A 14,709-nucleotide genomic window follows, 5' to 3' on the forward strand; every position below is an offset into this window, starting at 1 on the left:
GCGCCTGCCTTGCATGTCGGTGCAGCGCGTCGGGTGCGGATCGATTGCTCATGTCAACTTCCGCGACAGCAGGCAACGCCGGAGGTACTTCGCGGCGCTGAGAAGCGAGAAGCACAGCCACTCCACGTGGCTGATCGATCCTCGCCGGCGAAATCGCAGGTAGTTGTCCTGTTCGCCTTGCTGGATTTTCCAGAGCTGCGCGCTCAGGCCGGTCTTGGCGCCGAACTGCGCCTTATAGACGTAGGAGAGCGGAAACGGAAACAGAAAGGCTTCGCCCTTATCCACCAGAACCACTTCGAGCAACATGAAATAGTCTTCGGCATGCCGCTTCGTTTCGTCGAAGCGGGCTTCGACATCCGCGCGCATGAGGATGCTGGACGGCGTGAAGCGGTTCGAGAACAGCACCCGCTGCCGGGACATCCGGCGTGGCACCGTAACGGGTGGCCACGGCTGCGCATCGGCGCGCTGGTGCGGTTCCAGTTGCGCGACCGGATGGCCGGTGATAGCGGCATGTGGGCGAGCCGACATCCAGCCGTACTGGATTGCCATCTTCGCGGGATGCCAGCTGTCATCCGAGTCGAGGAACGCGATGTAAGGCATCGTGGCCGCGCGCCAAGCGGCATTGCGCGCGGCGCCAGGGCCCGCATTGCGCGGTTGGAGGATCACGCGAATCCAGTCGGCGGGGTACTGCGTCACCAGATCGGCGAGAAGTGCGCGGGTGCCGTCCGTGCTGCAGTCGTCGACCAGAATCAACTCGTGCGGTCGCGACGTTTGCAGAAATACCGACTGAACCGCTCGCGCGATCGTCTCGCCACAGTTGAAGCACGGAATGATGACGCTGACCGGGATCGAGCGGGAGCGCGAGAGAGGCAAGCCGGCCGGGACGCTGCGAGTTCCCGTAGCGGCTTTCTGCCTGCTGCGAGCGCGAGCGAGAAAGTGACGCGCGCACAGCACCGACAACACAGCCCACACAACTTCGCCCGCGACCGATGCGACGGCGGCACCCATGATGCCCGCATGCGACACCCCGAAGATGGTTGCCACCACGCTGAAGAGCAGGGCGATCAACGCGCAGCGATTGCGCACGCGAATCAGATCGCGAGTGGTCATCACCGACGAAGCGCTGACGGTGAGAAACCTGAATGGCGTGCTGATCGTCATGAGCGCGACGACGCTGGCCGATTGCGCGTAGTGCCGCCCAAACACACTGGGCACGACGAGCGGCGCGAGCCATGCTGCCAGACCGGCCAGGACGATTCCCGACGCGAACATCCACTTGTTGCCGTCGCGGTACGTCCGTTCGAGGCGTGCGTCGCCGGAGGCGGCCCAGCGGTGCAAACGCGGCATCAGCAGTTTCTGGAACAGCACCGTCGGCAGCAGATAGAGCGCACTCAGAATCGTGACGGCGACGCTATAAATACCGACATCCGACGCGGTGCCGAGGTGAGACACGATCACCATGCCGCTTTGTCCATAGGCATAAAACAGCAGGCTGGACAGGCCAAACGGCATGACGTTACGCCAGAGTTCGGTGAGCGTCGGTGACGGCGGCATCGTCTGCGGGCGTGACGCGGCGGAGTTCGGTCCGTGTCCGACCAGTTCCGCCGCACCGCGCCGCAGCGCGGCGATCGAGCGCCACGCACCGAACGTGATGACCAGTCCAATGCAACCGAAGCCGAGCGCCATCGCTTCGCTATTTGCGCCGGCGCGCCAGCAAGCCACGACCAGCAGGAGCCGCCCGGCGTGCTGCAGGATCTGCCACATCGCGACACGACTGAATTTCTCTTCGAGCTGCAGCCTGGCGGAAGCCATTTCGATGGCGCCCTGCGTCAGCACGACCGGGAGCATCGACAGCAACAGTTGGCCGGTGCGGGCATCGGCCGTACCGAGCCACGCCCACAACACGGCCGCGGCGACGCACGCGAGCGCGCTGCGGGTGATGAACCGTACCGACACCTCCATCCAGCGTGTAGCGGCCCAGCCTTCGGTACCGTAAGCCTTCAGCCAGAAAGACGGCACACCGAAGCCGACCGCCGGCGCAATGATCGTCACGACCGCCAGCGCGGCCGCGAACTGCCCATACGCCGACGAGGAGAGCACGCGCGCCAGCACGGCCTGAACCGCAAACGCGAGCGCAGCCGATCCCAGTGCGCTAACCGACAATAAAGACGCCGCCCAGGCGTCGCGGCGCCGCTGCGTCATTGCACCACCTCGTCGATCACGGGACGAGGGTCTTCTCCCCGTGAATTTGCGTAGTGGTAGCTTCCGTAGCTCGAGCCGTAGCGGAAACGGCCTGCGTGGCGATCGATGCCGTTGAGCACGACACCCTTCACTTCGACGTTGACCTGACGCAAACGCCGGGCGCACTCCTCCAGTTCCGCGGGTTTTGTGATGGAGGCGCGCGCAACCAGGAAGACGTTGCCGCTGGAATAGGGCGCGAGAATCGCGGCGTCGGGTACCGCGAGAAGCGGAGCGGTGTCCACGATCACGATGTCGTAGTGTTCGGCGAACGTCTTGAAGAGGTCCGCCACACCCGGCTTGCTCAAATGATCGGCGGCATTGGCCGGCAGCGAGCCGCTCGGCAGAAAGTCGAGCGTCGAGCGCTCGATCTTGCGGATCGCCGCGTCGAGCGTGCAGTTCCCGATGATCACATCCGAGAGTCCGGCCGCCGAATAGCATCCATGAGCGCGGCTCAGTCCGCTGCGCCGCAAGTCTCCGTCCACCAGTAGAACCCGTTTTCCGGTACGTGAGAGGACGGCCGCGACGTTCCACGCGATAAACGATTTTCCGATATTCGGCGCCGGCCCAGTGAACATCACAACATTGTTGGCGGAATCGGCCAGCGAGAATTGCAGGGCGGTACGCAGGCTACGCAAACTCTCGATCGCCGGGTCAGCTGGGTCGACGAATGCCAGCGGCCGATGCGGACTGTTTTTGCGGCGTCCACGCGCAGTCCAGCGGAACCCGCGGCGGTTTGCCATCGGGACGACGGAGAACACGCTGAGATCGGTCTGCTCCTCGATCTCGTGCGGGTCGGAAATTCCGCGGAACAACAGATCGCGCGCGAACGCGGTGCCCGCCGCTGCGAAGAAGGCCAGCACGATCACGACCACGCACAGCACGGGCCGCCACAAACGAATCGGTTGATCGGGCAGCAGTGCGCTATCCAGCACGCGTACATTGCCGATTCGTCCCACCTCCAGAATCTGCAACTGTTCGATGTTATTGAGCAAGCCGACGTACAGATCGTTGGCGATCTTGACGTCACGTTGGACTTTCACGACCTGGCGCTGTGTCTCGGGCAGGTGGTCGATACGTTGATTGAATCCCGCCGATTGCGATTGCAACACCTCGATCTGGTGATCGAGCGCGATCACGGTCGGATTGTTCGGTTCGAAACGCGTCAACGCATCCGCACGCTTTTGTCGCAGCGTGCTGATTGCGGTTTCGTTGTCGGCCGACTGTTGGAGTACGGCACGGGCTTCGCCATCGAGATCGACCGATCCCAGCCTGGTCCGCACCACCGAGTAAGCGCTTTCGGCTGCGTCGAGTTTCTGCCGCAAATCAGGCACCTGACCACGCAGAAACGTCAGGGAACGCGCGGCCTGTTCTGCCTTACGGTCTTCGTTCTGGTGGACATAGTGCTGTGCGATATCGTTCAGGATCGCGGTGATCAATACCGGATCGCTGCCGCGCAGCTTGACCTGTAGCACGTTCGAATCTTTGCCCAGCTCGCTGATGGAAAGACTACGTTGCAACTGATCGATCGCTTCGAGACGCGATTGCCGGATGAGCTTGAAACGGGCGCCGATCGCCGCATGGATATCGCTGATCTCCAGCGTGATCGGCCCGTTGTCGCTGATGAAGGTTTCGCTTGTGCCGACCCGCCCAATCACGTCGCGCGCCAGCCCAGTTCCCGAGAGGCGGTACAGGCCGCCGTCGAGCACGATCAGGCGGTAGGGTTCTCCTTCCAGTTCGGTGGGGACATCGAAGCGCTTGACGACTGCACGCTCGCCACCCCACGTGTAACCGCCGATTCCCAGCAAGCCCGGGCGGGTTAGCCCCGTATTCGATCGTGCGATTGCACGACCGATCAACGGAAAGCGCGCGGGCGATGCTTCGATATCGAGGCGCAGGTTATCGACCGCCGAGGCTACGACGAGGCGTGATTGCAACACCTGCATTTCGGTATCGGCAGACGACTTCACGTCGAGCATCGACGAGAGGTCCTGACCCAGCAGCGACGAAGCGGTTGTCGCGGCAGATCCTTCGTCGACTTGAGTAATGATATTGACCTGATATTGCGGGTCCGACAGGAATACCGCTGCAATACCCAACACCGACACGGTTCCGAAAATCCACAGCATCATGCGTCGGTAGAGCAAGAACACGTCGAGCATGGCCGCCAGGTTGAATTCCTTTTCGACGGTACGCACATCATGCGGAGCATACGGCGGGTTCATTGAACACCTCCGCGCCGGCAGACTGCATCGGAATGCACACGCTCGCTGATCGGCTCATTCAGATCGTTCAGTCGATGCGCCCAATAGTCGACGCCGCTTCTCAACGCTTCGCGACAGGTGCGGAATGCGGCGAGTGGTAAGCCGAACGGGTCGTCGATATCGATACCGTCGAAGCCGCACAACGTGAAAATCCGACCCCGCATGGTCGGATAAAGCGATTGCAGACTGCGCGATTGTGCGGAGGTCATGGTGAGAATCAGATCGGCCTCGTTCGCCAGCTGGCGGGTCAGCTGCGTGGCGCGATGCGAGCGTATGTCGATGCCGATTTCTGTCAATGCCGCGACCGCTTCGCTCGTTGCCGGCTGTCCTACCTCGGCAGCGAGTCCGGCCGAACGTACCTGAAGCGTCTCGTCGCGGCTCTTGAGCATGGCGGCAGCCATCGGGCTGCGGCAAAGGTTTCCGTGACACACCGTTAGAACATTGGAAATCATCTGGTTTTGCTTTCTTTGTGTTGAGACGTGGTCGACTCGACGGGGTGCTTGCGCGCCAGGCGTCACGACGAACGCCATATGGCCAGTTCATTAATCTCGAGCTTCCCTGTCCAACCGCTGAAGCTCACCGTGAGGAGAGCCTCGGAGGCACCGGCAGGGACGGTTGCTTGTGCAAGCGGAAGCGGGTTTGTGGTGCTTTTGACTTCACTTGTGCCGACGGGGACGGCTGCTGCGGCGAAAAACTGGAACGAGAAGTTCGTGCGACCCGTCGTACCCGTAGCATTTGCCATACAGGCAGCCGATACGGTCTCGCCCGGCCCGACCGGGAAAGCATGACGCGTGGTCAACGAGAAGGGTGAGTCGCTCTGTTCCGGCAACGAGACTTGCAGTGTCTGCGTTGATCTGACCACGGCGTCGCCTACGGGTGGCGGATTCGTGACGACCAACTCGCCGCTCGCCAGGTGGACGGATGCGCTAGACGTGCTCCAATGGCTTAGTTTGTCCATGGGCGTACCGGCTCCATCGAACGAGAAGTCGCTATCGGGGTTGCTCAGGCGGCCCCGCCACGGCAACGCAGGAGTTTTCTGGAAGCTCATCGCCTGCAATGACTCGACCGGCACTTCGTCGCCTATCAGCGCCGTCAATGTGTTCTGTTCCGGCGCTTCGAAACGCCATTCGACGCCCGAAGCGGCGAATTTCGCAGTTCCGGCAACAAGGCGACGCGGTGCATTGATGAGGTCTTTGCGCTTCCAGTGTCTCGGCAGGACGATCGAGTCGCGTAACACGACGCGAAGACGCTCGCCCGCGGCGGTCGCGTTGACCAGCAGGCCGTCGATTCCTTCGACATGACAATGGCTCATGGCCACCGTACCGTAGCGCGCGTGGGCGCCGAAATGCACCACGTCGCCGTTGAAATCGAACGAACACGCGTCGAAGACGAAATCCATGCTGTCGGAGTTGATGTCGACGGCGCGTTCCGAACCCGCAAACGTGCAGTCGACGAAGGTCATCCGCTCCCCGCTGTTCACGCTTCTACCCACGCCCGGTGCGACATAAATGCTGCTGTCGCGATTCTGTTCGAAGCGCGACGAAAACCAGGCGGTCAGATAGGTATTGATTGGATCGATCTGCAAGGCACCCCGCCAACCTGTCACCACGACGTTGTGGCCACCGGCATCGCGTACAGCGCCGGAGAATCCGGCCTGCCGGTTGCCCATGACGATGCCCGATCCCTCTGAACGCTCCCTACCGGGACCGAGTATCGAGATCGTGCCGCCCGAGCCGTCGAGAAACGGCGAACGGTCGCCGGGAAAACGCAACGCGGTCGCGGGAAGCGTCGTTTCGTTTCTGCACGTCAAGCCATCCCACCCGGCTGGCAGGAGAGAAAAGTCGAGCAGTACGCCGCCCACCGAGCGCAGCTTGATCCACGGCGCCGTGTCGATCGTTCCGGACAGACCATAGCGGCCGGCGGGAATCAGCAATGCAGGCAGGCACGACGTGTCACGCGCTCGCAGTGCAATGTTCCGTACGTAGTCGATCGCGCGCTGGAACATGCCCGTGTCGTCGCTTGAGCCATTGCCTTTGGCAGCAAATTCGGTAACCCACAGAAATCCGTTTTGCGACGGAGCCACGGCGGATTCACTCCATCCACGTGAAGCGGCGGTCGCACCCAGCATGGCGACACCGGCGGAAAGACCCATGATCGAGCGTCGATTCACGACGACCTCGCTGTACGAGACCCACATTGCAAATAGCCTTGGCCGATGATCATTTCGTCACCAGGCCAGCATAGAGACCTGCGGTAATGCCAGGAAGCAGCAGACTCAAGACACGGCTGAACCGCACCAGGCCGTTGCCGTCGACATACACGATGTCCTTGGGCTGCAATTCGAAGCGGTTGGCGAGAATCATCGACACGGGTGAGCCGGCGTCGAGGTGATACACGTGCGCGTCCTTGCCCACGCCGCGAATGACATAGAGTTGTGCTGCATCGGCCGTCGTTGAACTGATGCTTCCGGCTTGCGAAATCGCGTCGCTCAACGTGAGTTGTCCGCTGCGTAGCGGAAGTGCGGTCACGGGCTTGGTCACTTCGCCGAGCACGAACACACCGTTTTCTTCTCTGGCGGAGACACGAACGAGGTCGCCGGCGCGCAGCATGATCTTTGATGGATTCACACCACGTTGCAGCATTTTCGTGAAGTTGATGTCGTACGATCGACCGTCACGGGTCAACGTGATGCGGCTCTGATCCGCCGCCGCACTGAATCCTCCCGCATGACTGATCGCGTCATACAGGCTGGTGGGAATATCGTTGACGGCTTGCGCGCCCGGCGTGCGAACTTCTCCGTCGACGTACACCTGCTTGGCGCGAAACGACGCCACGCGCACCGTCACCTGAGGGTTGTGAAACGATTTGCCCAATTCCGTGGCGATCTTCTGCTGGATCTCGTCGATCTTCATACCCTGAACCCGAACGCTGCCGACGTACGGGAACCGCAGGAAGCCGCTATCGTCGATAACGAATCCAGGCGGCGGATCGTAGGCACGCGAGTCGGCGGGCGGCTGCGCCCCCAGCGCGGCAGCGAGTTCCGGGTGGTCCCAGACGGTGATCTGGAGCACATCGCCGGCGCCGACCGTGTAGCTCTGCGCGCGGGCGAGCAGGGCGGCGAGATTGGCGTCGTCGCGGTGATCCGCCTGGCTGCTGATGTCATCGATCGACGACAACGTCACTTCCGTTGTCGGCACAGGCAATTTTTCGGCCGGCGTTTGGGCCGTCGCATCGCCGACAGGTAACGACGAGTTGCTTTGCATCTTCATGCCGGGCGCAATCGAGCACGCCGAGAGCGCGAACGACAGCGCTGCGAGTCCTGCCAGCCGCGTTATCGGAAATACTTTGACTCCGCTGCGCCCGAGCACAGGGAACCACAGGTTCGAATGCTTCACTTCAATTCCTTTCGTGGGGCTTGCAGACCGTCTTCTCCCGGACTGCCGATCCACATAATGTTTAATAGGCCTGGTTGCCGGAAAAACCACGAATCACCGTGTGTAAAACGATTTTGATGTCCATCCAGAACGATCGATGGCGCAGGTAGTAAAGGTCGTACTCCACGCGACCGGCCATCTTTTCCAGTGCGTCCGTCTCACCCCGGTAGCCGTTGATCTGGGCCCATCCTGTAATGCCGGGCTTGATTCGATAACGGTCGACATAGCCGAGAATGAGGGGGCCGTACAGGTCGTCGTGTTCGAGCGCGTGAGGCCGGGGACCGACGATCGACATGTCGCCGCGTAGCACATTGATGAACTGCGGAATCTCGTCGAGACTGGTACGACGAAGGAAGCCGCCAACACGCGTAATACGACTGTCGTTGCGGGTTGCCTGACGCACCACGCCGTGCTCCTGTGCGTGGACCCGCATCGAGCGAAACTTGTAGATTGAAAACGGCCGGCCCTTCAGGCCTTTGCGGCGTTGCCGGAAAAAGACCGGACCCGGCGACGAAATCTTGATAGCGATGGCGATCGCGATGAACAGCGGTGAGAGCGCGGCCAATGCAGCCAGCGCAAAAGCCCGGTCGAAAATCTCCTTGCCGGCCATCGCTTCGTCGGAAATGGCCGACGGCGACAGACTGATCGACGGAATGTCGAGTGCGTTGGCCGATGCAATACCCGCATACAGTCCTAACGGCATGAAATCCGGCATTAACCGGATCTCAACGAGTGTGTTCCGGAGCGCGTCAGTACAACGGGCCGTGACTGCATGAGCCGACAACGGCAACGCGAGCCATACTTCCTGGATGCCGCCGGATTTCGCCTGCTCCACCAGGTGAGCGAAGCGCGTTTCGACAAATTCAACGACTTCTTCGTCCGTTCCCGTGTTGGAGGCGTGCAGCTCGACGACATCGGCGACCCGAAAATCCAGATGGTCGCGGGCATCCACCTTGGCGACGATCTGCTTGAGATAGTCCCCATGTCCGACGACGGCCACATGGCGGGCCGGACGTCTTCGCGCACGCAAGGCCGGATCCGTCGTGTGCCCGGTCAGGCGCCAGGCGGCAAGCATGACGACGCCGACTACTGTCCACCATGCCATCCAGGAAGCGATGGCCGCGTCCAGCCGGTTAATCGAAAGCAGGAGCAGCCCCCCCCCGAACTGCAAACCTAACCAGGCCGGCAAAACTCGAGTACATAGGCGATGTATCGAGCGCATAGGAGGAACGGCGTACGCACGACATGCCGGCAAAATGGCGGTAGACGCCATCAGGATCACGATCGCGAACAGTAACTGCAGTGCGCCGTTTTCATGGCTTCGTGCAGGAGCGATCAGGGTTGCAATGACTGCTGCGAGCGCCAGGCACCCGCTATCGATAGCACGCGAGAGAGTTCTTTTCATGGGATCTCCTTGGGTCTGGAGGCGGACCGTCCAGCAATGTGGCTCGTTAGGAGGCAGGGCGGCGCACTCGTCTGAGCGTCGAGGGTTCGGACGCGCCGTTATCGGCAAGACGATTGCGCTCGGCGGTCCGATACTCGGTCGGTGACATCGACAAATGCTGACGAAACAGTTTGGAGAGCCTGTCGCCGCTGCCTAGTCCGGTGCGGCGGGCAATCTTGTCGGCAGGCAGGTCTGTATCGACCAGCATGTGGCAAGCTTTCTCGAGGCGCACCCGAAGAACGAACTCGGTTGGAGTGACGCCGATTTCCTGCTTGAAGCGGCGCAGGAAATTGCGCTCACTCATCGCGACCAGTTGCGCCGTTTTTGCAATCGAAATTCGGCGCTCGCTATTGGCACGCAGGTGTTGTGCAGAGGTGCGAATGAGGTCGCTTGCACGCGACTCGCTGGAATCAAATACTGCGCGAGTGAACTGTTTTGGCGTAACGGGTTGCAAGGCTTGTGCAACTTGACTGGCGGTCTCGAAACCGCAGTCCCGCGTCACAACGGTCAGTGCGCTGCTTAGTGCAATGCCCGCCTCCGCATCGGAAACCGTGGCATCGTGTCCGGGCGGAGCGTCTGGCGCAACAGGGGTTCTCGTTGGCTGGTCCTCGGCCGATTCTTTCGGCTCGAGACCGGCGAGGCGGAGCGTGTCGCGGCCAGCACCAACCCCGTGGACGATCTGGGCATGAGGGTAGGTGTTGCGTAACCATGAAAGCAGTCGCTCGTCTTTCTCCGCCGGTGTAGCTGCGGCACCGAGTGCGAACAGAGCGTGGACATTTTTCGCGTAATGGGATTCCAATGCGTCAGTCCAGATCAGTACCCCCGACGACGAGCGAATGGCTCCTCCTCTGGTTGAGACGAGCCGTAGTTCGTAATAACTTCGCGGTGTTTCGCTCGAGTGACGAAGTTGGTTCGCAAGACTGAATGTCTCTGCAAGACGTCCCATATGAATCAGAGAGAAGCCCTCGAACAATAGAATCACAATTGTCCTGCCGCCTCGGATTAGTCCAATACGCCCGCGCATCATGAGATGAACCGTCTTTTTTGTAGTATCCGCCGCACATTCCATACCGCTGGCCCCCCGGCACTATTAGCGAAGTCAGGTTTTCTGCAGCGCATCATATGTGCGGTGGCGCTCTCATCAGAATGAGTCGTCCGAATCAACCATGTTGTTGGCGGAATTGCTCAAGACCGGTGGCGAAATGGCACCCTGCAAGGAGGGACATGAAGAACGACGCAATTGCAATGACGCTCTTGAGCGACCCAAAGTAAACTTTGTTATCTTGACGATATGGAGATATGTAACGGAACGGCTTGGTTGGCCGCGCCCCGACGTCTTCAGGTTCGGCGTTCCGGAAATTGCCTGTGGATCTATTCTTCGCTGGGAAATCGATCGCTTATTGCCTAATCGGGAAAGGCAATAATTTTTTGATGGGGCATCCAGTGGGAAAAAACGACTGATAAGCGCAGATGCGACAAGAAGAGAGAGAGCTGATGCGGGAAGAGAACGTCTGTCCGCCGACGACCGGCTAATCAGGTGAGGAGTGCGAGGCGTGAATAGACGGCCCGAGTACCCTTGATAGCCAAAGTGTCGGTGAACGTTTCATCGAGAAGAAAAGGTCGAGTGCCTTTTCAATTGTGTTGTTGGCGGTGCAAGCGGCGAGCGAAACCGCTCATCGGTAGGGCTGCCGTGCGCGGACTCGTCTCGGCGTCGAGTCACCTCGTTGCTTCAGGACATTCCGCTTTGATCAGTCGTGTTGCTTGTTCTATATGCGGTGGGGGTGGTCGAAAGATACTTTCTGAACAGTTTCGCTAATTGACCACCGCTGCCGATTCCACATCTTCGTGCGATCTTGTCGATAGGCAAGCGCGACTCGACGAGCATTTGGCAGCTTAAATTCAATCTTGAACGCAGAAGATAGTCGGACGGCGTCATACCTATTTCATTTTTGAAGCGCCGTAAGAAGTTGCGCTCGCTCATCGCAGCGAGGCGAGCCGCGTAGTCGATTGAAATGGGACGATCGACGTTGGCATCCAGCCAACGCGCCGATGCCATGATCTTGTCGCTGACCTGCGGTGCTGCGCCTCGAGCGACAGAAGAACCGAAGGGCGTCTTGTGAACTGGCAGAACCGACTGGGCGACGTACGCCGCCAGCTCCGAGCCAAGATCTTGCTCGATGATCTGCAGAGCGGTACTCACTGCGGTGGGTGCAATATTTCGTAACGAGGCGCGGCCTGCGCCGGGGGTTTCATCCTGGCGTGAAACAGGTCGACTGGAACGTCCGGCGGCCGCGAGAAGCAGATGGCCTTCCGCGATGGGATGAACTATCTCGCTAAACTGGTGCCGGTGGCGTAGCCAATGGCAGAGGCGTTCATCGAGACATGCCCGCTGTACGCCTGCGCCCCCGGCAATGAACATCACGTGTGTGTCGTTCGTTCCCCTGTGTGTGTCGACGCTATCGGTCCAGACGAAAACAGAGGACGAACTCGCGATACGCCCTCCCGCTACCGAAAGGAGCGATATGTCATAGCGGATGCGGCCCGATCTTTGCGATACCGACAACGCGTTCGCCTTATGAAATATTTCGATCAGCGCCGCGACTTTGGGCAGCGCAAACCCGTCGAACAACGCCATATCGACGCGAATCGTTCTGCTCGCCTGACTCTGTACGACCGTGCGGCGACGTGAGTCAAGCGGCGGAGTATGTACCAGCTCCATTGTTTTCCCCCGTAATCTTTCGTGGCCTGTGAGCCTCTTTCAAGGCCTGTTATTTATCTTTTCGGACGAATTCTATGCAAATAATGCTTCGCCAATATTATATGGCGGAATTCACCAATACGTTGTCAGCTCCGGCTATGCGGTGGTCAGCGGGAAAGCCGCAAGAATAAGCGTTTAACGAGCTTTTTTTCGGATAATTGAAAAAAATCGCTGAAATGAGGTAGAGCGTTATATCGCGCCGCTTGAATAGGGCAGGAAAGGACGGCGGATTGGCTTCAGGCACTGAATTGGTGCCAAAATAGGACAACGATTTGGCGTTAGACGAGCTTCTACATTGCGCAGCACTTATGCCTTAACCTGAGAGTTGCGATGCCTGTGCATGGCCGCTTTTTTGGCAGCCTGGTCCGTCCATGTCCGCAAAGGCTCCCGCCTGACAAGATATTTACCCGTAAGGCTTTTGGCGCACTCACCTCGAGTAGAGTTGATGTACCAGATCGTGTTTCTGGTGCCATTTCTGTAAGACGACGCGAGTATTATGTGGCGCGAGTCTACAGACGTACAACGGAGAGAGCCGGTAAAAAAATTGATTGTGAAGGGATGCGAGCGTTTTATTCGTTCCACATGCAAACGATTGCGCGCGAGCCTAAATATTCCCGAAACACAGCCGATAACCCATTCATGCAAAGACAAGAAATCAAGACAATCGTTGATGCCGCAAACGAGACTGCCGACGCTATAGTTGGAGCCAAAAAATGGAATACGGCCGAAGAAGCGAGTGCAATGCATGACATAATTTTCTGGGACATACTCACAAAAAAATTTCCCAATGTTAGCGTTGCGGATCTGCTTTCTCTTTCTAAATAAATTTAGCGCGTGAGACATCGACAGGCCGGTTGGAAAGTCTGTCGCACGACTTGTTGAGTTACGCGATGCGGGTGCCTTCACCGGTCGCTGAGTCCCATGACGGAAAAAATTTTAACAACCCTTTTTTGCTTTGTTGGGTGACAGCCCTGTTGCTGAATGAAGACCTGAACGGCGCGCATTCTCTCTTCCCAGGAAAGCTCACGATAGGCACAAACGTTGTACGTGATGCCGGATTGCTGATCCTTGAAAAAATTATTGACGTTTGGCAGTTGCATGACTTCCTCAAGAGCCGCATTCGAATGACGTGTTGCGCCGATGGTTTGGGGAGGAACCGCGTGAAGGAAGGACATAACACGTTGCTTCCCGAGTGCCGGTATTCCGCACGTTGCAACATCGCGAAATGGCCCTGATAGTCTGCTAAAGCAAAAAGACCCGCCGCCCCGGAGGGCGGCAGGATGAAAACTCGAGGAGCCGGGTTTGCCTGAGAGAGGCGCCCCTCGAAAGGCCGAGGCTGAGTGTAGGCACTCAAAGTGACAGGTGGAAAAAGAAGGCTGAATAGCTCATGTTGTTGACCGATCAGTACGTGAAATAGAGCTATTCCAAGATATTGATGGATTTTCCCCGTAGTCCCGGACACCATCTCACACTAAGGTTGATGAATCGGTTTTACGGCGGAACTCGCGCGGCGAGCGGTATTTCAGCGCGCTATGCGGGTGTTTTGTCGTTGTGGTGTTCGAATGCGACGACCAGATTGCGCACAGTGGTCGTCGCGTCCGGCTTCGGCATGAACACCACGTAATCGCGCTTCGTCGTCTTGACGAAGCTTTCTTCCATGCCGTTGCATTGAAGGTTACATACGGACGTGGTCAACGGCTTGAGACCAATAGCTGAAGCGAACGCACGGGTCTTTTCGGCAATGTACCCCGAGCGGTTGTCGCTCAGCCATTCGATTTGCGCAGGCGCTTTGGGAACGTTCCCGAAACGATGTTCGACAGCCGCCAGCATGAACGTCGCGCACTACGTCGCCGTTATGACAGCCTGTTGTCGCTGCCCAGCTCATTGCTTCACGGTCGCAACAATCGAGCGCGAACGTCACGCGCAGCGGCTCGCCGTTGTCGCAATGAAACTCGAAACCGTCAGAGCGCCATCGCTGATTGCTTCTGGGCACCGCCACCGTACCTTCATGCCGACGCTCGATGCGCGGCCTCGCAGGCCTCCTGTGAAGCAGCAAATCGTACTGGCGCATCACGCAATAAACACGTTTCGCGTTCACTGGAATCTCGCATCACAATTCCCGCCCACTTCGCAGCAGGCCCCAGACCCGTCGATAGCCGTAGCTCGGCAAGGCTGATAGAAGCAAGCGTTGAAGCTCTAACTCTACCTATCGATGCATCGCCCGAGAAACGCATCGCAGTTTGCTGTTGCATACCGGCGTTGTCCGGAAGATCGACGTCATTTAGTTGAACCAGCACCTCGGTATCGGGAAGAGCACGCTCTAGCGTCTGCGTGAACCGCAGAGCGCTGGACAGCATCTAGCCGTTGGACACCGTCCCAGCGGCCTCTGTCGCAACGTGCTCTGTGCCGGTGCCCGGGCCTCTGCTGCATAGCTGTTATGCAGCAGAGGTCATGAGTGCAATGGTTTGAATCTGCATACTTCCCTCAAGGCCAACGGGCTATCAGAGAGGCCCGCATGACCGTGCAATCACAGAAGGCGTCGCACAGCTGGTGTTCAAAGGGCTGATGCCG

Annotated in this window: 10 protein-coding genes and 1 pseudogene; 1 reads left to right on the plus strand and 10 read right to left on the minus strand. The window is 59.1% G+C overall.

The features are described from left to right. Positions 1-48: 48 nt before the first annotated feature. The 8 genes from BLS41_RS30130 to BLS41_RS30165 all read right to left on the minus strand — a co-directional run bounded on the left by BLS41_RS30130 (position 49) and on the right by BLS41_RS30165 (position 12,099). A complete protein-coding gene (locus BLS41_RS30130) occupies positions 49-2,202 on the minus strand; it encodes a glycosyltransferase (protein WP_074771377.1) in 2,154 nt (717 codons plus the stop codon). Beyond that, positions 2,199-4,463: a polysaccharide biosynthesis tyrosine autokinase gene (locus BLS41_RS30135; RefSeq protein ID WP_074771378.1), complete on the minus strand. Its 2,265-nt coding sequence runs from the start codon at positions 4,461-4,463 to the stop codon at positions 2,199-2,201. Before BLS41_RS30135 ends, BLS41_RS30130 begins: the two co-directional genes overlap by 4 nt. Continuing rightward, positions 4,460-5,032 carry a low molecular weight protein arginine phosphatase gene (locus tag BLS41_RS30140; protein WP_083380157.1) on the minus strand — a complete coding sequence of 191 codons (573 nt, stop codon included), beginning with the start codon at positions 5,030-5,032 and terminating at the stop codon, positions 4,460-4,462. The genes BLS41_RS30135 and BLS41_RS30140 overlap by 4 nt, the downstream gene beginning before the upstream one ends. After that, positions 5,017-6,699 carry a glycoside hydrolase family protein gene (locus BLS41_RS30145; protein WP_074771380.1) on the minus strand — a complete coding sequence of 561 codons (1,683 nt, stop codon included), beginning with the start codon at positions 6,697-6,699 and terminating at the stop codon, positions 5,017-5,019. The genes BLS41_RS30140 and BLS41_RS30145 overlap by 16 nt, the downstream gene beginning before the upstream one ends. A 22-nt stretch (positions 6,700-6,721) precedes the next feature. After that, positions 6,722-7,903 (minus strand): polysaccharide biosynthesis/export family protein, encoded by a 1,182-nt coding sequence (locus tag BLS41_RS30150; protein WP_436972074.1) that lies wholly within the window; start codon positions 7,901-7,903, stop codon positions 6,722-6,724. Between the two features lie 55 nt (positions 7,904-7,958). Beyond that, a complete protein-coding gene (locus BLS41_RS30155) occupies positions 7,959-9,341 on the minus strand; it encodes an undecaprenyl-phosphate glucose phosphotransferase (protein WP_074771381.1) in 1,383 nt (460 codons plus the stop codon). 46 nt (positions 9,342-9,387) lie between these two features. Further along, the gene (locus BLS41_RS30160; protein ID WP_253189835.1) at positions 9,388-10,179 is read right to left on the minus strand and encodes a helix-turn-helix domain-containing protein; all 792 of its coding nucleotides are present in this window, start codon (positions 10,177-10,179) and stop codon (positions 9,388-9,390) included. Between the two features lie 930 nt (positions 10,180-11,109). Then, a complete protein-coding gene (locus tag BLS41_RS30165) occupies positions 11,110-12,099 on the minus strand; it encodes a GlxA family transcriptional regulator (RefSeq protein ID WP_074771382.1) in 990 nt (329 codons plus the stop codon). A 369-nt stretch (positions 12,100-12,468) separates the two neighbouring features. Between BLS41_RS30165 and BLS41_RS39750 the strand changes: the two genes are divergently transcribed. After that, positions 12,469-12,963 carry a hypothetical protein gene (locus tag BLS41_RS39750; protein ID WP_253189836.1) on the plus strand — a complete coding sequence of 165 codons (495 nt, stop codon included), beginning with the start codon at positions 12,469-12,471 and terminating at the stop codon, positions 12,961-12,963. Positions 12,964-13,040: 77 nt separating this feature from the next. On the opposite strand, the gene BLS41_RS30175 is transcribed toward BLS41_RS39750, so the two are convergent. Continuing rightward, positions 13,041-13,313 (minus strand): hypothetical protein, encoded by a 273-nt coding sequence (locus tag BLS41_RS30175; protein WP_253189837.1) that lies wholly within the window; start codon positions 13,311-13,313, stop codon positions 13,041-13,043. A 291-nt stretch (positions 13,314-13,604) separates the two neighbouring features. Then, a pseudogene (locus tag BLS41_RS30180) lies at positions 13,605-14,311 on the minus strand (DDE-type integrase/transposase/recombinase); the annotation flags it as partial. Between the last annotated feature and the right edge of the window lie 398 nt (positions 14,312-14,709).

This window comes from Paraburkholderia fungorum, from assembly GCF_900099835.1.
In the GTDB taxonomy this organism is placed as follows: domain Bacteria; phylum Pseudomonadota; class Gammaproteobacteria; order Burkholderiales; family Burkholderiaceae; genus Paraburkholderia; species Paraburkholderia fungorum_A.